Raw genomic sequence first — 20454 nt, 5'->3', positions numbered from 1 at the left:
ATCAGAAATGCTAAAGGAGCTGTCCATTCAGAACAGCTCCTTTTTGCTTTATACACGATAGGAATCCAGAATCTTGCCCACATAGCTTTGCGTTTCCTTAAAGGGCGGGATTCCATTATATTTATCCACATTGCCTGGGCCGGCATTGTAAGCCGCCAGTGCCAAAGAGGTGTTCCCGCTATATCGATCCAGCATTTGTTTTAAATACTTGGTTCCGCCCATGATATTTTGCAATGGATCAAAAGCGTTTTGAACGCCCAGTCCACGGGCTGTTGAAGGCATTAATTGCATCAAGCCCTGTGCACCTGCACCACTTTCGGCGTCGGGATTGAAATTAGATTCCGCTTGGATAACGGAACGGATTAATTTAGGGTCGACTCCGAATGTTTCTGCGGCTTGTTCGATATAACTGTCAATTGCTCCAGTATTACTCGATGTATTTTCTGTATAATCAATCTCAGGAGTATATACCGGCATAACCGGGGTGCTGTTGGCCATAGAAGAAGCTTCTGGCCTATTATTAGTTGATATTTGGGCAGTTGTCATCTGTTGTTGAAGTATTTGTTGAAAGGCAGTCTCTAGAAAGGCGGAATCACTAGATGAACCGTTTCCTCCATTTAAAATAGACATTGCCTGCATTTGGATGAGATTTTGAAGTTGTCTGATTTCCATGTATGTTCCTCCGGTAGGTAGGTCGTTACTTTCATATTACCTGATTTTGCCTGGACCGGCAACGGTAAAAACGACAAAAAAACCCTTATTTTTTAAGTGGCTCCGATACTGTGGAGAAAATATAAAATAACTGGTGAAATAACATATTACAACTCACTATGTTTTGCACCGTAAATAACAGCACAAATAACAACAAACAAAACGCTTGGAATTTTAATACCCCAGCGTTTTTTTATATTGTATAGGAAATTAAAAATTTAACTGTCTGTGGATCATTATTGGCTGAACCAGCCACGTCCAGCTCCAGCGCCTACCCCCTCGAGGTCTTAAGCCCACCCTCTGTGTGGCAAAAAGCGCCACGCCGAGGCTGTTCTTAAGCTTGTCGGGGGCCCACACGATGTGGGTCATGCAGGCGTTGCCACAGGACGTGGCGGCTTTAGCCTGTGCTCCTTTAAACAGGCGCTTGCGCTTTTGTCCTATTTCCTTGTTAAACGAAAGCCACCCGTTTGTTGATCAAAGTTTTACTAACACCTAATAACTTTCTTAATTCGTTTGTATCTTTAGGAGAAACAATATAACCATTTCTTTCGTGACCGATATACATTATTACGCTTTCTTCCCCCGCATTTCCAAGCTGGAGATGTAATCCATGAGTATTCCCATTTTCATAACGAATCAATATGTCGTAGTCAGGTTTCTCATTAGTCACATCCACATCATGACTTATTCCTTTGGTATTTTTCAGAACTTTTTCAAAACCTGATATCGTTTCTACTCGGTTAATCGTTAGGAAATAGTTTTCATTTAACCCAACATATCCTCCAGATTTTGAAATGGAAACTTCCGTTATTGTATCTAACAATGTCATTCGTTCTTTTGTAGCTTGGCAACCAACTAAAGTAATAGCCCCACATATCAAAAATGCTAACACCATAAACTTTTTCAAAAGTATTCCCCCGCCGCTTATTTAATACAAGTTTATTTTACTAAATGTTTATTGATATTCAATAATTATATATTCTTTATCATTATGTTATTTATGTTTTATAGATGTCTTAATTCGATTTCAAACAAAAAAAGCATTTATCATCACGAGAAATGCTTCGTTGTGCTGTTGTCGTATTGTTCTTTATTCACTGTCCTATCCGTTAGTTTAAGTGCGTTCTTTCACAAACCACATTTTTTAGCATAAAAAAGAGGCCGGGACAAAAGCATGGCCACTAAAGCAAAAACCGAACGAATTTTAAATGCCAATCAATTCGTTCGGTTTTTATTGTGATCACGATGCTTTTGTCCCAGGCTCGTTAATTAGTATGCTATTTCGTGTCTTTCTCCACCGAAACGGAACTACTTACTTATTTTTAGATGTGTAAGGGTGTTTTTTATATGATTCAGTAGGTTATATCCGGTTCTACAACTTATGCTTTGTTGCTGACGTAAGCTTCTCGGGAAGAGCAAGGCGCCTTCGCTTCTCCTGTTACTGTGCTTGTTGAACCCCTTTTTCAAGAGCGGACAACATTTCTTCTTTATCGGATTCGTCTGATTGTTGCCAAATCAGCTCGAACAACACGCCTAAACCAGGCAGCATTTTTTCTTCGCCGCTTTCAATAGCATCCAGTATCGTTGCCTCTAATTGTTCGGTATTATTGTCGGCTACATTGTCTAATATCGCTTTACGTAAATTCAAATCCATTTTTTCACCTCATATCTTTAATTATTCAGTATGTGATAGATAGTTTGACCACGATGTAGGGAAATATGTATGATAGAAAAGAATTTACCAAAAGGATGATGTACGTGATAACTTCTGTCCAAAACAGCAGGGTGAAAAACTGGCAAAAATTAAAAAAACGCAAAGAAAGAGTAAAAACAAACAACTTTATTGTAGAAGGTTACCATATGATTGAAGAGGCATGGAAAAGCGATTGGGACGTAAAGGAAGTTATTCTGGCTGATGGGGCGGTAATCCCTGACTGGCTTGAATATAAGGAAGCAATCATAGTTACCGACCATATTTTAAAATCGATAACCGATACGAAAACTCCTCAAGGTATTGCGGCTGTAGTGGAAGTAAAGCAGCCTGAGGAACAGAAGTTTGAGAAGCTGCTGCTCATCGACAATGTTCAGGATCCAGGCAATCTGGGGACCATGATCCGTACGGCAGATGCTGCCGGATTCGATGGAATTTATGTAGGTGCTGGGTCTGCGGATATTTATAATGACAAAGTATTGCGCTCGACTCAGGGATCTATTTTCCATCTGCCGATTTTTCAAACCGATCTACTCCCGATAATTGACCAATTACAGAATGATGATTTCGCAGTATGGGGTGCTGCATTGGAAAATGCCCGACCATATACGGCTTTACCGGTACCAAGAAAAGCAGCACTGGTTGTCGGAAACGAGGGTGCGGGAATTTCTTCGTCGATATTGGAAAAGGTAAACGACATCGTGTCCATTCCGATTTTCGGCAAAGCAGAATCTTTAAATGTCAGTGTAGCTGCAGGCATCTTGCTTTATCATCTTGCTTCAGGCGAAAAGTAATGGACGTTAAGGCTTGCAAGAAACGAATGCTTTTTCTATAATAATAAAATAACATGTATTATATTTACAGGCCGAGAAAGAGTCAGTAAATGATTACAAATCGATTTAGGGAGGAAATGCCATAGACTGAAAGCATTTCTATCGTGGTAATGATTGAATTTTCACTCTGGAGCCGACACTTGGACCTTGTTTTCCGGCAAGTAATGGTGTTCCGGATTTATTCCGTTATCAAACACGAGTGGGTGCATCAGGCACCAACAAGGGTGGTACCGCGATACATAAGTCTCGTCCCTTCTTTTATAGAGGGACGGGGCTTTTTTATGTGATAAGAGGTGTAAGTTCTGATGCGAGACTTGCTGGAGCTAAACAAAACGCTTCTTATTGCGGTAGAAAACAGGACGAGCGAGGAATCGTAAATCGGCTAAATTATCACTTGATGACGAAAAGGAGGTTCCTGCACATGAGGGAACGATTACAAGAACTAAAAGAGGAAGCGCTGGCCAAGGTAGAACAGGCAGACACGTTGAAGGATCTCCAGGATATAAGGGTGGCTTACCTTGGGAAAAAAGGACCGATTACGGAAGTTTTACGTGGAATGGGCAAGCTGTCGAAAGAAGAGCGGCCTGTCATCGGGGAGCTGGCAAACAAAGTAAGGGAAGCAATAGCCGGTGAACTGGACGTGAAAAAAGAAAAACTCGAGGCAAGAGAGCTGGAGGAAAAACTCAAAAAGGAAACAATCGACGTCACATTGCCGGGCCGTCCGGTCACTGTAGGCGGACCGCATTTACTGACTTCCATTATCGAAGAAATCGAGGATTTGTTCATCGGCATGGGATTCGAAGTACGGGAAGGTCCTGAAGTCGAAACAGATTATTACAATTTTGAGGCACTTAACCTTCCGAAGGGGCACCCAGCCCGCGATATGCAAGACTCTTTTTATATCACGGAGGAGCTGTTGATGCGCACGCATACCTCTCCAGTTCAAGCGAGAACAATGGGGAAATATCAGGGAAGCAAACCAGTCAAAATGATTTGTCCAGGAAAAGTGTATCGCAGGGATACCGATGATGCCACCCACTCTCATCAGTTCACACAGGTAGAGGGACTGTATGTGGATCGGAATGTACGTATGAGCGACTTGAAAGGTGTATTGAACCGCTTTGCCAAGCAAATGTTCGGTGAAGAAAGGGAAATCCGTCTGCGTCCAAGTTTCTTTCCGTTTACAGAACCGTCAGTTGAGATGGATATATCCTGTAAAGTCTGTCATGGAGAAGGATGCTCTGTTTGTAAAGGAACAGGTTGGATCGAAATACTGGGCGGCGGCATGGTTCATCCCCGCGTATTGGAAATGGCGGGCTATGACCCCAAAGAATACACTGGTTTTGCTTTCGGTATGGGGCCTGAACGAATCGCTATGCTGAAGTATGGTGTAGATGATATCCGGCATTTCTATACAAATGATATCCGTTTCTTAAAGCAGTACCATAAAGCGTAAATCAGGAGGAAAAAATATGTTCGTATCATTGAATTGGCTGAAAAATTATGTGGATATAGACAATATTTCACCAGAGCAGCTGGCTGAAAAAATAACAAAATCCGGGATAGAAGTGGAAGGCATCGAGTATGTTGCAGAAACAAGTTCAAATGTAGTCGTCGGCTATGTACAATCCTGTGAAAAGCATCCTAACGCTGATAAGCTTAATTTGTGCCAGGTGGACACAGGCGAAGAAGAGCTGCAAATTATATGCGGAGCCCCTAATATTGCTCAAGGTCAAAAAGTTGCGGTTGCGAAACCAGGCGCCGTATTGCCTGGTAATGTAAAAATCAAGAAAGCAAAGCTGCGCGGTGTGGAATCCCAAGGGATGATCTGCTCGCTGCAAGAATTAGGTATCGAAGAAAAATTTGTGCCGAAGGAGTTTGCGGAAGGCATCTTTGTATTTCCGGAAGATGCAGAAGTAGGTTCCGATGCATTGGAATTGCTGAATTTAGACGATGCAATTCTGGAACTCGGCCTGACGCCGAACCGTGCAGATGCGATGAGCATGCTTGGTGTCGCCTACGAAACATCTGCTATTTTGGATACACCAATTAACCTACCGGATGTATCAATCAACACATCGTCTGATAAGGCTGCGGATTATGTTTCCGTCAAGGTAGAGGATGCAGAGCTTAATCCATACTATGGAGCGTTTGTCATTGAAAATGTAGAGGTGAAAAACTCTCCTTTATGGATGCGGAATTATTTGATTGCTGCAGGCATCAGACCAATCAACAATGTAGTGGATATTACCAATTATGTCTTGCTGGAATACGGTCAGCCATTGCATGCATTTGACTACGATCGATTTGGATCAAAAGAAATCGTTGTACGAAGAGCCCGTGACAAGGAAACCATTACTACGTTGGATGATCAAGAGAGGGAGCTTTCATCCAATCATTTAGTCATTACCAATGGTCAAGAACCGACAGCAATTGCAGGAGTGATGGGCGGTGCAGATTCGGAGGTGTCCGACCAAACCCAAACGGTATTATTGGAGGCTGCTTATTTTTCTCCTGCCGCAGTCAGACAAAGTTCGAAAGATCATGGATTACGGAGCGAATCCAGCGCCCGGTTTGAAAAGGGAGTCGATCCTGACCGGATAAAAAGAGCCGGGTTGAGAGCATGCCAGCTATTGAGCGAATATGCAGAAGGTACTGTACTGCAGGGCACGGTAGAATTTGATGAATTGGACCGGTCCGAAGCCACTGTAGAAGTGAGCACGGAAAAAGTGAATGAACGACTTGGAACGGAAATAACCACAGAAGAAATTTCCGATATTTTACGGAAGCTTCATTTCGATTTTAAAGCAAATGATGGCATATTTATTGTTTCGGTCCCGAGCCGACGAGGTGATATTACAATATTTGAGGACATGGTAGAAGAAATTGCGCGTATATACGGTTATGATAATTTACCGTACACGCTTCCTGCTGGGGCAGGACAGGCAGGTGGCCTGACATCACGGCAATCGTTAAAACGGGAAATCAAACATTATATGGAAGGTGCTGGCTTAATGGAAGCCATTACGTATTCCCTGACCAGTAAAGAGCGGGCAGAAACACTGGTAAGCCCGGAAGTCCGTGAGCATGCAACCGAATCGATTCGTTTATCGATGCCGATGAGTGAAGAGCACAGCAACTTGCGGTTAAGCATTCTTCCGGAACTACTGGCCTCTTTTTCGTATAATACAGCCAGAAAACAGGCAAATCTCGCCTATTACGAAGTAGGTACCGTATTCGTTTCCCCTACCACTGAAAAATTGACGGAACAGCCCCGCGAATTATTAAGGGTTTCCGGGGCTGTTACAGGGGATTGGCTCCTTCATCCAATGCAGCAGGAAAAGAAACAAGCCGACTTCTTTTTGGTTAAGGGTATTGTCGAGGGATTGCTGGATAAATTAGGAATAGTGGTAACATTTAAACAAGCTAAATTAGAAGGAATGCACCCTGGCAGAACGGCGCAGGTATATTTAGGAGCACAATCAATTGGTTTTCTTGGTCAGCTGCACCCAACGCTGCAGCAATCCTATGATTTAAAAGACACTTATGTATTTGATTTGGATATGGAGACATTATTAGATCAGATAAATAACGAACCAGATTTTTCAAAGATTCCGCGTTACCCATCTGTATCAAGGGATATTGCATTAGTGGTCGATCAGGAAATCCCGGCCGGCGATATCAAAGCCACGATTGTAGAAAAAGGTGGTACGCTGTTGAAGGATGTTCAAGTATTCGATGTTTATCAGGGTGAGCATCTACAGGCTGGTAAAAAGTCGATCGCCTTCAGCTTATTTTATCAGGACCCTGAGCGAACGTTGAAAGATGATGAAGTAGAAGCGTCCTATCAGGCAATTCTGTCAGCAGTAGAAGAAAAACATCAGGCAGAATTGCGAGGTTAATGCGAAAGAAACAGGGCTGTCCCATCTACGGGGCAGCCCCTTTAACTTTATTAATTTAATAAGATCCATTTCTGTCTTAAAAAAATCAAAGGGATAAGCAGTACTGTTTATCAACAAAAGGATTTATCATTTCCTAATAGATGAGAGCGTTTTCTATTTCGTATCTTGACCTTTTATTGTCTGGAAATTAGTATAAAACATATATGATGAATTACAGGAGGTTCCTATATTGGAAAATGACTCCCAAACGAATTACGTTACATTGACACTCGATAATATGAAATTTCAACTACAAGAAGAGCATGACTTCAGCTGGTTAGAGCAATTGGGTACTGTTTTTTATGTGTTTGACCAACAAGATTCAGGAAATATAAGTTTCGGAGTAGAAAAGGATGGGCAAAAGTATTTCGTGAAATATGCCGGTGCAAAACCGACTGAGTTTACAGGAAATCCGAATGATGCGGTGCAACGGTTGAAAAAAGCTGTACCAGTTTATCAAGAATTTGAACATCCGTACCTTATTGAGCTAATTGATTCCTTTTCTACCGGTAATGGGTTTGCAGTAGTTTTTCAATGGTTTGAAGGGGAATGTCTGCATGCTCATTGGCAGTACGGAGGTAAGGAAAAATACACCAACCCCAAGTCACCATTTTATCGATTCAGGAAATTGGATGTGAAAAAACGTTTAAAGGCCTTAGATGCAATCTTTTCTTTTCATACGTATGTGGAGTCCAAGGATTATGTTGCGGTGGATTTCTATGATGGAAGTATCCTTTATGATTTTCAAAAGGATGAAACGAAAATATGCGACATTGATTTTTATCGAAAAGCACCCTCCATGAATGATATAGGGGAGGAATTTTGGGGTTCTAATCGTTCAAAATCCCCGGAAGAATATAAACTTGGAGCCCCGATTGATTCTATTACGACTGTCTTTAATTTGGGTGCTATTGCGTTTGGATTACTGGGTGGTGAAAGAGATCGTTCCTATTCCAAGTGGGAAGCTGATCCGGGTCTTTATGAGGTAGCTTGGAGAGCGGTTGAAGAAGATCGCAATAAAAGATACGCAACGGTAAAAGATTTCTATGGTGCTTGGAAATATGCGAAAAATCAATAAACGAAAAGAGGTAATTCATTCTTGTGCAAAAGTGACCCAAACAGATATGCGATGGTGTTCAACCAATAAACAGCTGTTTTCAAAGATTGGGGGGAAGAAAATATGTACAGCGAACAGCCAATCCCGGACTTTTCTCCTAATCCGTTTGCGGTGTGGTTCTTCATCATTGTATTCGGAGTGCCATTTGTAGCATTGTTAGTCTGGTCGATTATGAAACCAAAAGAAAGCTATTTGTTTGGCAGACGTTGGATGTTCAAAGGGGAACCACAAGTTTCTGAGCTAGGTACCTTTTGGATTCGACTTTTTTCGATCATTATGTTGATTATTACGTTGCTATCTTTTATTGACTGGATAGTCCGTTGAGTTAATGCATTAAGTAAGATGAAACGATAGATTAAGAAACGTAGCTGGGACATAATAGAAAAACTTTTGCAAAAAAAGAAAGGTAACAGAATAGGTGAAATAGGTGACATGAAAAGAACCTTTTATATTCGGTTGATTGGGCAAGGTAAGGAACAGCGAAGTAAGGTGTTCTTTCTTTAAAGCACCATACATTTTCTTGCGGGATTTTCAACACGTGCTGTTCCCGTAGGAAGTCTCCGTATCTTGTCTTTACTAAGTTGCAGTACCCTGATTAAAATGCAGTTTTCGTAGATCAGTTGTGCGGCTCTGAACAGCTTAAAAATGCAGGTTAAGCGATGACGGCGAACTTCCTGTTATGAATAGGAGGAAATCTATCAACAGCAGAAAAGTTTTTCTGTGCCCTCGACAAAAGAAGGGGCAACAATTGCCAGCCACATAGATTTTCTATATGACATTCTTCAACCTTTCATGCTACGAAAATTCCCTCATGTAACCCCAATATCCAAAAGGATATATCTCCCTATAATCGAAGAAATCCACCCCAATGGAGGCAAGGTACGCATATTCCGGCGGGAAGAGCGCGAGCTGAAGATCCACTTGGTAAAGCGTTTTTTAACCAAGTTAGCTGAAGCCGTGCCCGTTGGAAAGCGAATTACCCTGCCGGCGTGGATGTTTGTAACAGGTCTATCAGAAATCCTTCTGTGTAAAGGCTTCTGCTTTTTTTGTATTGGCAAAATGAAGTTTGGCAATGTCCCCCAAAGCTTGCTTTCCATGTTTTTGAATGATCCTTGCTGCAGTCTGGTCGACTTTTTGGGAAGCACCTTTAGGCAGTTCAATCCCCATTTTTTTAGACAATTTATTCATCTCGTTGACAAAGCTTGCTCTTGCCAGGATGGATCCTGCGGCCACAGCAATAGAGTAGCTCTCCGCCTTAGTCATAAAGTACACATTTTCTTGAAGAACCGATCGTTCTGATTTTAAATGATTGATATAGACTCCAGGTTCGGAAAATTGGTCAATCAAAATCCCGGACGGACGTTCCGGAGCAATTTTTTTAGATAACTTTTCAAGGGCATGATGGTGTAACATCGTTTTCATCTTCCCTTGTGACCATCCTTTTTTTTGAAGCTGATTATATTTTTTATTGTGGAGAACGACCAGTGAGTAAGGGATGGATTGTGCTAGCAATGCTTTAGCAATTGTCTTAATTTTTTCGTCCGTAAGATTTTTGGAATCCCTAACTCCTAGTTGCTTCAATAAGGGAATCTGGTCGGCTTTTACATAGGCTGCAGCTACGGTAATCGGACCAAAAAAGTCTCCCGTTCCAGCTTCATCCGAACCGATATGGGAGCTGGTGAACAATTCCTGCGGCGGAGAATAGGAATGTTTTTTTCTCGTTGCCTGTCTTAATTTGGAAGGGCTGTGGCTGTTTGCAGTCCCCCATTTCCCAGCTTCCTTGTCGGAGCCCTTGCCTTGAAATAACACTTTACCGGAGTTGTACGCGGTTATCGAGCAATCTGAAGTTTTGGCAGCAAAGACAGAACCAGGAGGGGCAGATTTCATATGATCCTGGTAAAAAACTTTCATTTTTTCAATGGTTTTATTATTCAATTTCAATACTACTTGCGGCAAATCGATCTCCCCATTTCCAGTAGGATACATAAATTATAACAGTTTCCTGTTTGGAGGAATAATCACGTCACATTAGTTTCCTAAATGACAATCTTCGTGTTAATATTAACTTTAGGATTTTATCATAATCATGATTCACTCGTAAAATGGGTTGTGATTTCTAAAAGCACATAAAATTGACATTTTGAAGCAGTTGACGAAAAGAAACGAAAAGCGGTTAACGCTGTTTGAACATATGGTAGCTATGAGAACAAGGGGGGAAAAACGTGTCCCAATCTGACAAAACACGTACTACAGTCGAAATACACAATCGGTCCTACACCATTGTTGGAGATGAACCTGCTCATCATGTAAGGATGGTGGCAAGTCTTGTCGATCAGCAAATGCGGGAAATACAGGAAACAAACCGAAGCTTGGATACGACCAGGCTTGCGGTGCTGACAGCTGTAAACACGATGAACGACTATTTGAAATTGAAAGAAGAGTACACCGAACTGTTAGGTTCAATTAAACAGAAAAAGGAACAAGATAACAATGATTGATTTAATTTTGATTGTCATTCTCATTTTTGGCTTTTTTACAGGTCTAAAACGAGGGTTTATTCTGCAATTATTCCACTTAATTGGTTTTATTGCTGCCTTTATTATTGCAGCAGCTTATTACGATGATTTAGCACCGAAGCTGGAACTTTGGATTCCCTACCCAGATATGCCGGATGATGCTTCATGGGGGGTCTTTCTCGATTCCCTTCCGTTAGAGACGGCTTTTTATAACGCGATAGCGTTTGCCATCATCTTTTTTGCGGTTCGGATTGCGCTACAAATCATCGCTTCTATGCTGGATTTTGTAGCTGCCTTGCCGATTCTGAGTTCCATCAATGGGCTGCTGGGCGGTATTCTCGGGTTTGTGGAAGTATACCTGCTGGTTTTCCTGCTTTTATATATCGGTGCACTGCTTCCGGTCCAGTTCGTCCAGACAATCCTTGAGCGATCCATGATTGCCTCCTTTATGATCGAGCATACGCCCTTTATATCAGGGCAAATAAAAGCGTTATGGTTCGAGCACGTAGCTGGATTATTTCAGGATAAATAAAAGAATGCCGGTATTTATTCGCCGGCTGAAGAGGCTGTTCCAACAAGCAGTTATCTCCTGACACTGCACTGCATGGCTGGATGAGACCAGTTACTGTGTACTCCGGGAGCGGAGATAACAAACTGTCAAAGGAGTAGTCTCTTTTTACTCGTTAAGACTTGTTATGAAACATCATCTATATAGGAACCCTTCTAAATGAAAACTAAAGCCTACTAAAAGGACGGTGCCGAGGATGGAAGTAAATAAAAAAGACGTCATTAAATTGCTGGAAAAAGTGGCGGTTTATTTAGAACTGAAAGGGGAGAACCCTTTTAAGATATCTGCTTATCGAAAAGCAGCCCAAGCTTTGGAAACAGACGACCGCTCGTTGAATGAAATCGATGATTTTACGAAAATAAACGGAATCGGAAAAGGAACTTCCACTGTGATCGACTCGTTCATCGCTAATGGAGAATCGGACACCTTGAGACAACTGCAGGAAGAAGTGCCGGAGGGACTGGTACCGCTTTTGAATCTGCCGGGATTGGGTGGAAAAAAACTCGCCAAGCTTTATCAAGAGCTGGGAGTAGTGGATGCCGCCAGCTTAAAAGAAGCATGCGAAACAGGCAAGGTCGAAGCGCTAAGCGGTTTCGGGAAAAAATCCGCAGAAAAGATAGTCAAAGCACTCGATGAAGCATCGAACCGGCCTGAGCGACTGCCGATTGCATTTATGCTGCCAATTGCAGAAAGAATAGAGGAATATTTACAGCAAATAGAACCTATCCTTCGCTTTTCCCGGGCAGGCAGTATCCGTCGTATGAGTGAAACAATCAAGGATCTTGATTTTATCATTGCAGCCGAACATCCGGACAAGGTCCGGGATGCCTTATTGAAGCTTGAAAACATAAAAGAAGAAATAGCCACAGGAGATACAAAGGTTTCCGTTGTCCTTGAAGAAGGATATGACGTAAATGTAGATTTCCGGATTGTAGCTCCTGAAGAGTTCGCAACGACGCTCCATCACTTTACAGGTTCGAAGGAACATAATGTCGCCATGCGGCAGCTTGCCAAAGCCCAAGGAGAAAAAATCAATGAGTATGGCATTGAAAACAGTGAATCCGGCAAAATTGTTACGTTTGAAACAGAACAGCAATTTTTCGAACATTTTGGGCTTCACTTTATTCCTCCTGAAGTCAGGGAAAACCAGGGGGAACTAGAGGCATTCCGTTCTTCTGTACGATTGGTTGAACCGACGGACATCCGCGGAGATTTGCATATGCACACAACATGGAGTGATGGCGCCCAGTCCGTCGAGGAGATGGTGGAAAAAGCCCGAGAACGAGGCTATGAGTATATTGCCATTACCGATCACTCCAAATATCTAAGGGTTGCCAACGGGTTGAATGAAGAACGTTTGAAGAGGCAAGCGGAAGAAATCGCCCGGTTAAATGATAAATATTCCGATATTCATATTTTCGCCGGAGTGGAAATGGATATTTTGCCGGATGGTTCTCTTGATTTCCGTGATGAATTTCTGATGGAAATGGATTATGTCATCGGTGCTATTCATTCCAGCTTTTCACAGTCACAGGACAAAATCATGAAGCGGCTGCTGGCGGCTGTGGAAAATCCATACGTAAATGTCATTGCACACCCTACGGGAAGGCTGATTGGACGTCGCAAGGGTTATGCGGCAGACGTTGATATGCTGATTGAAAAAGCCAAGGAAACAGGAACGGTGTTAGAGCTTAATGCCAATCCAAATCGTCTTGATTTGTCTTGGAAGTGGCTGCAGAAGGCCCGGGAAAAAGGGGTCAACATTGCTATCAATACGGATGCCCACAGCTACCATACATTAGAATTTATGGACGTTGGGGTCGGTTCTGCCAGAAAAGGCTGGTTAGAACCTGAATCTGTTATTAATACGTGGACGAAAGACGAATTAGTGAATTTGTTTAACCGTAACAAATAAAAAGGCTGGATGGAAAGCCTTTCGAACAAAAAGGAGTTTTATATTCATGAACGAAAGAATTTATCAAGTACTTGAATATAAGAAAATCATTGACATGCTTACCGAACAAGCAGCCTCTTCATTAGGAAAGGAACGGACCGCGGCTTTGAAGCCGTCCCGAGAATTGGAGAGAGTCAATCGGCTGCAGGCAGAAACAGACGAAGCAGCACAAGTACTGAGACTAAAAGGCTATGTTCCGTTAGGCGGTATTTTTGATATTAAACCAAGTATCCAACGGACGATTATCGGGGGCGTTTTGAATCCTGGCGAATGTCTTGATATTGCCAGCACCATTTATGGCGGGAAGCAGTTGAAGTCCTTCATTGCCGAGATGGAGGAACCGGAACTGCCGATAATCCGAGGATTCACCGAACAGATTATCCCTTTGAATGAATTAGAGCGTCAGATCAAAAGCTGCATTGATGATCATGGCCATGTGATGGACGGGGCTTCCGATAAACTGCGGACCATCAGGTCTAAAATCCGGACGAATGAAAGCCGTGTACGGGACCGTTTGGAAAATTACACGAGAACCAAGTCGAAAATGCTTTCTGATGCAATTGTCACCATACGGAATGAGCGCTATGTTCTCCCGGTAAAACAGGAGTACAGAGGAGCCATCGGCGGGATTGTTCATGACCAGTCTTCCTCAGGCGCCACGCTGTTTATCGAACCGCAGTCGGTGGTTGATTTAAATAACCAGTTGTCAGAGGCCAGAGCAGAGGAGAAAAATGAAATAGAACGTATCCTGCGGGATCTATCGGAACGGATTGCGGAAGACCAGGCATTTTTGTACCAGAATGTGGAATCCCTCGGACAAATTGATTTCATGTTTGCACGGGCAAAACTCGGTAAACAAATGCGTGCCGCAATGCCGACAATGAATGATCAAGGTATTATCAAGATGAAGCAGGCTCGGCATCCGTTGATTCCAGAAGATGAAGTGGTTGCGAACGATGTGGAACTTGGGGAGTCCTACACCTCCATTGTTATTACCGGACCGAATACAGGTGGTAAAACGGTCACATTGAAAATGATTGGGCTTTGCACGTTGATGGCACAATCAGGGTTACAGGTGCCGGCTATGGACGGTTGCGAACTGGCCGTATTTTCCAATGTATTTGCCGATATCGGTGATGAACAATCAATTGAACAAAGTTTGAGTACTTTTTCTTCTCATATGACCAACATCGTCGAGATTCTAAAACGTGTTGATAAGCAAACACTCGTACTGTTTGATGAATTAGGAGCAGGTACAGACCCACAGGAAGGTGCTGCACTTGCTATGGCGATCCTCGATGAAGTAATCAAGAAGGATGCTCGGATCATTGCCACTACTCACTATCCGGAGCTGAAAGCTTATGGGTACAACCGGGATAACGTCATCAATGCTTCTGTTGAATTTGACGTTCAAACACTTAAACCGACTTATCGACTGCTTATCGGCGTACCGGGCCGAAGTAATGCTTTTGAAATTTCCCGCAGGCTTGGATTGGATGAGAAAATTATCGGCATTGCCAAAAACCATATAGGTACAGATTCGAAAAGTGTTGAAAATATGATTGCTTCTTTAGAAGAATCCAGGCGCGGTGCAGAAAAAGATTATGAAGCCGCCAGCCGTACACTTGACGAGGCAGAACGATTAAAACAGGATCTTGAGAAACAATGGCGGGAGCTCGAAGAAAAGCGGGAATCGGTATATCGAAAAGCAGAAGAAAAAGCAGAAAAAGCCGTGCAAAAAGCTCGAGAAGAGGCAGAAGCAATTGTCTCCGAGCTTCGCTCCATGAAGCAAGGTGGGTTGAAAGAGCATGAATGGATAGAAGCGAAAAAGATGCTTGATGAAGCACAGCCTCAGTTAACGAAAAAACAGCAAACCCCGCAAAAGGAAAATAAACAGGAAAACCAGGAGCTGCACCCAGGTGACGAGGTCAAACTTTTAACCCTCAATCAGCAAGGCACGATTTTGGAAAAAGTGAACGATAAGGAATTTCTCGTTCAAGTTGGTATAATGAAAATGAAAGCAAAGCAAAAAGACTTACAATTTGTCAAGCGGGAACAACCATTGGTCGAAAAACCAATGGCGACGGTCAAAGGTTCCAGCTATCGTGTGAAAACAGAATTGGATCTTCGTGGAGAACGTTACGAGGATGCCTTGCAGGAACTGGAGAAATATGTCGATGACGCCCTGTTAGCCGGATATCCGCGCGTATCAATCATCCACGGAAAAGGAACCGGTGCATTGAGAAACGGGGTGCAGGAGTTCGCCAAAAGGCATCCACGTATCACAAGCTATCGCGCGGGCGGTATGAATGAAGGAGGAAGCGGCGTCACGGTTTTAGAGTTTTAAATAAAGCGATTAGGCCCCGGGTGACCAAAAGCCCGGAGCACTTCGCTACAAAATGGGCAAGGATATAAGCAATCAATAAGGGAGTTGTCACTATGACCGGCTTTTGGGAAAATACGCTCGTCGAAACAGCAGCAAGGTACAGTGTCTCTATTTTATGTCTGGTTTTGTTTCTCGCTATCTTCGAAATTGTCACTTCCTATAAAAATTGGGAAGAAATCAAAAATGGAAATATGTCGGTAGCTATGGCTACAGGAGGAAAAATATTCGGTATTGCCAATATATTCAGGTATTCCATCGAACATAACGATACACTTTTACAAAGTATTGGATGGGGGATATTCGGGTTCTTTTTATTATTGATCGGATATTTCATATTTGAATTTTTGACGCCTACATACAAAATCGATGATGAAATAGCCAATGATAATCGGGCTGTCGGCTTCGTGTCAATGGTTATCTCGGTTGGTCTTTCCTTTGTCATCGGAGCAAGTATCGGATAAAACTAAAGAGGGAGGTACAACATGGAAACATTGGCGAAGGTCCTGGCGGTAGTCGCTATTCTATTTCTCATTGTCGGAATCATCTATATGGTAAATGTATCTTGATCAGCGTGACGTCATAGCTGTTTGGGAATTGTTGAAAAATAAAAACATTTCAAAATGCAGTGGAAAAAGTTATAATGAACTTAATACAAAAAAAGGAGGTAGTTGGATGGATAATGAAAAACCATGGTTAAAACAGTATCCCGCTGATATTCCAACGAGCATTCGCTATGACGAGAAACCTCTGCACGAATATTTGGAGGAAAGTGCTTCAAATAACCCCAAAATGAAAGCGCTTTATTTTATGGGGAGGGAAATGACTTACGAAGAGGTCTATAATCAAGCTTTGAAAGTGGCGGGCTTCCTCCAATCGATTGGCATCGAAAAAGGGGATCGAGTCGCAATCATGCTGCCGAACACTCCTCAGGCGGTCATCGGTTATTATGCTGTCCTCTTGGCAGGAGGGATTGTCGTTCAAACCAATCCTCTCTATCAGGAACGTGAGTTGGAATACCAACTACAGGACTCGGGAGCAAAAGTAATCATTTGTCTCGACATTTTGCTTCCTCGCGTCTCCCAAGTAAAGAAAAATACGGCGCTGGACCACATAATAGTGACCCAAATTAAAGAATACCTGCCTTTTCCTAAAAATTTGATTTACCCATTTATCCAAAAAAAGCAATACAATATGGTTGTAAAACTGGAAGCGTCTGCTGATACGCATCTTTGGAACCAGGTGATTTCAGAAACGGGGCACGATTTGAAAGCATGTGCTATTGACCCAAAACAGGACCTGGCTTTATTGCAATATACAGGAGGTACAACCGGTTATCCGAAAGGCGTCATGCTTACCCATTACAACCTTGTTTCCAATGGGTTGATGTCCCAAGCTTGGCTTGGAAGCAAACAGAAGCGGGATATCGTCATGGGAGTACTGCCTTTTTTTCACGTTTACGGAATGACAACCGTCATGAATTATTCTGTTATGACTGGATCTAAAATGATTCTTATGCCGAAGTTCGAACCGGAGGATGTTTTGAAAACAATTGAGAAACAAAAGCCAACCGTATTTCCCGGTGCTCCGACTATTTATATCGCCCTGCTTCATCATCCACGTCTCAAACAGTACGATTTATCATCCATTGAAGCGTGTTTAAGTGGATCTGCACCACTTCCAGCAGAAGTGCAGCAACAATTTCAAAATGTGACGAAAGGGAAATTAGTGGAAGGTTATGGACTGACCGAGTCCTCTCCCGTCACTCATTCCAATTTTCTGAACGGCAACAATGTCAACGGCAGTATCGGCGTCCCTTGGCCGGATACGGATGTTAAAATAGTCGATATGGAGACATTTCAAGAATTACCGAACGGAGAAGTAGGTGAAATCGCTGTCAAAGGCCCCCAAGTGATGAAGGGATACTGGAACAGGAAGGAAGAAACGGAACAAGTATTGAAAAACGGCTGGCTCCTGACAGGTGATATCGGTTATATGGACGAACGAGGTTATTTTTATGTGGTCGATCGAAAGAAAGATATGATCATTGCTGGAGGATATAATATTTATCCGAGAGAAGTAGAAGAGGTGCTGTATGAGTTCAATGGAGTCCAGGAGGTAGTCATTGCAGGGGTTCCTGATGAATATCGTGGTGAGACAGTAAAGGCCTATATCGTTCCGAAACAGGGAGTGCAACTTGTAGAAAAAGAGTTAGACCAATTCTGCCGCAAACGGCTAGCCGCTTATAAAGTCCCGCGTATATATGAATTTATGGATGAACTCCCTAAAACAGCGGTAGGGAAGATACTTCGCCGGAAGTTGGTAGAGGAAGATAAGAAGAAACAGGCGAGAGAAGCAACGAAAACGGTTTGAGTTTTTTGGCAGCATTACAGACTTGGCGAAAGCCAGGTTGCCTTTTTCATAGACAAGCCTCCTGTGGTTGACAGAATCAGAAGGCACTTGTAAAATAGATATGAATGATTATTCATTCATTAATAGAAATTCCGCAAGGAGAATGTGCCAATGAAAAACACCAAACCAAAATTCAATCAGATTATTGATGCAGCAGTAGAGGTCATTGCCAAGAATGGATATCATTCGTCACAAGTGTCCAAGATTGCTAAAAAAGCGGGGGTAGCAGACGGAACTATCTACTTATATTTCAAAAATAAAGAGGATATCCTGGTCTCCTTGTTTCAAGAAAAAATGGGGCAATTCATCGAGAGGATCGAACAGGAAATAGCCGAGAAAAACAACGCGGAGGAAAAATTACTTGAATTAATCCAGCTGCATTTCAGCCAGCTCGGTGCCAATCTTCCATTGGCAATTGTAACCCAGCTGGAATTACGCCAATCCAATCCCGACCTGAGGAAGAAGATCAATGACGTATTGAAGCGCTATTTAACCGTCATTGACAGTATCATCCAAGAAGGCATAGAAGAGAAATTATTTCAGGATAATCTGAATAAAAAACTGGTCAGGCAGATGATTTTCGGGACCATTGATGAAACAGTTACCAACTGGGTGATGAAGGATCATAAATACAGTTTGGTCGACCAGGCCGAAGAAGTACACGGGTTGCTGGTCAACGGAATATCAAAAAGATAACCCTTTAAGGGTGTCGAGGGAGGAGAAAGAATGAGCACTATACATTATCAGAAATCGGGACAGGTGGCCAGTCTGACGATTAGCAGTCCGCCTGCCAATGCTTTATCGCGTGCCATTTTGGAACAGCTTGAAGCCGTCTTAGATGAGGTGGAACAGGAACAGGACATAAAAGCGTTGATCTTAAAGGGCGAAGGGAAATTTTTCTCGGCGGGAGCTGACATAAAAGAGTTCACTTCCCTTCAACAGGCGGAAGACTATACAGCGCTGGCTAAACAAGGGCAAGAGCTTTTTAATCGGATGGAGGGGTTTAAAATCCCGATTATTGCCGCCGTTCATGGAGCGGCTTTAGGCGGAGGTCTTGAACTAGCAATGGCCTGCCATATCCGGCTCGTCAGTGAACAGGCAAAACTCGGCCTGCCAGAGCTGACAATTGGAATTATTCCAGGGTTTGCAGGAACGCAGCGTCTGCCAGCTTATGTAGGTGCGGCGAAAGCCTATGAAATGATATTAACCGGTGAACCGATTAGCGGGAGGATGGCTGCCGAATACGGACTTGCCAATCATAGCTATCCGGAAGAGGTATTATTCGAAAAGGCAAACGAGTTGGCCGCAAAAGTGGCAGCGAAAAGCGGGCCGACGATCCATCGTGTGATGAAGCTCATCCCCTATACAAAAAATAAAAATTTCCAGGAAGGGATCGAAGCAGAAGCTGAGGCATTTGGGGAGATATTTGGCAATGAAGATGCCAGTGAAGGAATTACTGCTTTTATAGAAAAGAGAAAACCAAGTTTTCAAGATAAATAGAAAGGATGGATAAGATGAATATCTATGTACTTTTAAAAAGGACATTCGATACGGAAGAAAAAATCAACATTCAACAAGGCAAGATTGATGAAGACGGAGCAGAGTTCATTATCAACCCTTATGATGAATATGCCGTAGAAGAAGCGATAAACCAACGGGATCAACATGGCGGTGAAGTAACCGTGATTACCATTGGAGAAGAGGATTCCGAGAAACAATTGAGAACCGCACTGGCTATGGGGGCGGACAAGGCAGTATTGATCAACACGGAAGACGATTTGGAGGCAGGTGACCAATTCACAACTGCAAGGATTCTGGAAGCCTATTTTGAGGATAAGCAGCCTGATTTAATATTGGCTGGAAACGTCGCTATTGATGAAGCGAGTGGACAGGTGGGTCCTAGACTTGCAGAAAGACTTGGTATTTCCTATGTCACCACCATAACAAAACTGGAGATCGAAGGAGAAAGCGTTCACATTGAAAGAGATGTCGAAGGCGATATGGAAAAAGTCGATACCCAATTGCCGCTCCTTGTAACCTGCCAACAGGGATTGAATGAACCACGTTATCCATCTTTGCCAGGGATCATGAAGGCAAAGAAAAAACCTTTGGAAGAACTCGAAATAGATGATTTGGATCTGGATGAAGATGACGTCGAGCCAAAAACAAAAACAATTGAAGTTTTCCTTCCTCCGGAAAAAGCGGCCGGGAGAGTCCTGGAAGGAGAGGTCAATGACCAGGTGAAGGAATTGGTGACATTGCTTAGAACAGAAGCTAAGATTTTATAATTGAGCGTTAAGAAAGGAGT

At 42.8% G+C, this 20454-nt stretch carries 18 protein-coding genes and 1 other annotated feature; of the genes, 14 read left to right on the top strand and 4 right to left on the bottom strand.

The genetic code is table 11. From position 1 onward, the window contains the following. Nucleotides 1-48: 48 nt before the first annotated feature. From ERJ70_RS12495 to sspI, 3 genes are all read right to left on the bottom strand, one after another. Entirely contained in the window at nucleotides 49-672 is a 624-nt protein-coding gene (locus tag ERJ70_RS12495) for a lytic transglycosylase domain-containing protein (RefSeq protein WP_209365180.1), read from the bottom strand. A 487-nt stretch (nucleotides 673-1159) separates the two neighbouring features. Beyond that, nucleotides 1160-1618, bottom strand: coding sequence for a YhfM domain-containing protein (locus tag ERJ70_RS12490; RefSeq protein ID WP_209365179.1), 459 nt, complete (start codon nucleotides 1616-1618; stop codon nucleotides 1160-1162). 531 nt (nucleotides 1619-2149) lie between these two features. Beyond that, on the bottom strand, nucleotides 2150-2365 hold the full coding sequence (gene sspI, locus ERJ70_RS12485; protein WP_209365178.1) for a small acid-soluble spore protein SspI: 216 nt from the start codon (nucleotides 2363-2365) through the stop codon (nucleotides 2150-2152). A 98-nt stretch (nucleotides 2366-2463) separates the two neighbouring features. On the opposite strand from sspI, the gene ERJ70_RS12480 reads away from it, so the two are divergent. The 5 genes from ERJ70_RS12480 to ERJ70_RS12460 all read left to right on the top strand — a co-directional run bounded on the left by ERJ70_RS12480 (nucleotide 2464) and on the right by ERJ70_RS12460 (nucleotide 8637). After that, nucleotides 2464-3216, top strand: coding sequence for a TrmH family RNA methyltransferase (locus ERJ70_RS12480; protein WP_309507464.1), 753 nt, complete (start codon nucleotides 2464-2466; stop codon nucleotides 3214-3216). A 64-nt stretch (nucleotides 3217-3280) separates the two neighbouring features. Next, nucleotides 3281-3512: a binding site (T-box leader), on the top strand. 164 nt (nucleotides 3513-3676) lie between these two features. Next, complete coding sequence (gene pheS / locus ERJ70_RS12475) at nucleotides 3677-4711, top strand: phenylalanine--tRNA ligase subunit alpha (protein WP_209365176.1); 1035 nt, start codon at nucleotides 3677-3679, stop codon at nucleotides 4709-4711. Between the two features lie 16 nt (nucleotides 4712-4727). After that, entirely contained in the window at nucleotides 4728-7157 is a 2430-nt protein-coding gene (gene pheT, locus ERJ70_RS12470; RefSeq protein ID WP_209365175.1) for a phenylalanine--tRNA ligase subunit beta, read from the top strand. 277 nt (nucleotides 7158-7434) lie between these two features. Next, nucleotides 7435-8274, top strand: a complete 840-nt coding sequence (locus tag ERJ70_RS12465; RefSeq protein ID WP_209369351.1) for a protein kinase family protein — start codon at nucleotides 7435-7437, stop codon at nucleotides 8272-8274. A gap of 102 nt (nucleotides 8275-8376) precedes the next feature. Continuing rightward, nucleotides 8377-8637 (top strand): DUF6199 family natural product biosynthesis protein, encoded by a 261-nt coding sequence (locus ERJ70_RS12460; RefSeq protein WP_209365174.1) that lies wholly within the window; start codon nucleotides 8377-8379, stop codon nucleotides 8635-8637. 687 nt (nucleotides 8638-9324) lie between these two features. Here ERJ70_RS12460 and rnhC read toward each other — a convergent pair. Further along, a complete protein-coding gene (rnhC, locus tag ERJ70_RS12455; RefSeq protein WP_209365173.1) occupies nucleotides 9325-10299 on the bottom strand; it encodes a ribonuclease HIII in 975 nt (324 codons plus the stop codon). A 236-nt stretch (nucleotides 10300-10535) separates the two neighbouring features. Between rnhC and zapA the strand changes: the two genes are divergently transcribed. From zapA to ERJ70_RS12410, 9 genes are all read left to right on the top strand, one after another. Further along, nucleotides 10536-10811: a cell division protein ZapA gene (zapA, locus tag ERJ70_RS12450; protein ID WP_026771090.1), complete on the top strand. Its 276-nt coding sequence runs from the start codon at nucleotides 10536-10538 to the stop codon at nucleotides 10809-10811. Then, the gene (locus ERJ70_RS12445) at nucleotides 10804-11361 is read left to right on the top strand and encodes a CvpA family protein (RefSeq protein ID WP_209365172.1); all 558 of its coding nucleotides are present in this window, start codon (nucleotides 10804-10806) and stop codon (nucleotides 11359-11361) included. Before zapA ends, ERJ70_RS12445 begins: the two co-directional genes overlap by 8 nt. A 232-nt stretch (nucleotides 11362-11593) precedes the next feature. Continuing rightward, nucleotides 11594-13312 carry a DNA polymerase/3'-5' exonuclease PolX gene (gene polX / locus ERJ70_RS12440; protein WP_209365171.1) on the top strand — a complete coding sequence of 573 codons (1719 nt, stop codon included), beginning with the start codon at nucleotides 11594-11596 and terminating at the stop codon, nucleotides 13310-13312. Between the two features lie 46 nt (nucleotides 13313-13358). Beyond that, the gene (locus ERJ70_RS12435) at nucleotides 13359-15698 is read left to right on the top strand and encodes an endonuclease MutS2 (RefSeq protein ID WP_209365170.1); all 2340 of its coding nucleotides are present in this window, start codon (nucleotides 13359-13361) and stop codon (nucleotides 15696-15698) included. A gap of 92 nt (nucleotides 15699-15790) precedes the next feature. Continuing rightward, nucleotides 15791-16198: a DUF350 domain-containing protein gene (locus ERJ70_RS12430; RefSeq protein ID WP_209365169.1), complete on the top strand. Its 408-nt coding sequence runs from the start codon at nucleotides 15791-15793 to the stop codon at nucleotides 16196-16198. A gap of 211 nt (nucleotides 16199-16409) precedes the next feature. Continuing rightward, on the top strand, nucleotides 16410-18107 hold the full coding sequence (locus tag ERJ70_RS12425) for a long-chain-fatty-acid--CoA ligase (protein WP_209365168.1): 1698 nt from the start codon (nucleotides 16410-16412) through the stop codon (nucleotides 18105-18107). 150 nt (nucleotides 18108-18257) lie between these two features. Further along, on the top strand, nucleotides 18258-18842 hold the full coding sequence (gene fadR / locus ERJ70_RS12420; RefSeq protein WP_209365167.1) for a fatty acid metabolism transcriptional regulator FadR: 585 nt from the start codon (nucleotides 18258-18260) through the stop codon (nucleotides 18840-18842). A 30-nt stretch (nucleotides 18843-18872) separates the two neighbouring features. Further along, the gene (locus tag ERJ70_RS12415; RefSeq protein ID WP_209365166.1) at nucleotides 18873-19646 is read left to right on the top strand and encodes an enoyl-CoA hydratase; all 774 of its coding nucleotides are present in this window, start codon (nucleotides 18873-18875) and stop codon (nucleotides 19644-19646) included. Between the two features lie 14 nt (nucleotides 19647-19660). Beyond that, nucleotides 19661-20434: an electron transfer flavoprotein subunit beta/FixA family protein gene (locus tag ERJ70_RS12410; protein WP_209365165.1), complete on the top strand. Its 774-nt coding sequence runs from the start codon at nucleotides 19661-19663 to the stop codon at nucleotides 20432-20434. Nucleotides 20435-20454 lie beyond the last annotated feature (20 nt).

The organism is Sediminibacillus dalangtanensis (assembly GCF_017792025.1).
Lineage (GTDB): Bacteria > Bacillota > Bacilli > Bacillales > Amphibacillaceae > Sediminibacillus > Sediminibacillus dalangtanensis.
The sequence above is the reverse complement of the archived record's forward strand: the minus strand, read 5'-3'. Positions and strand labels throughout refer to the sequence as shown.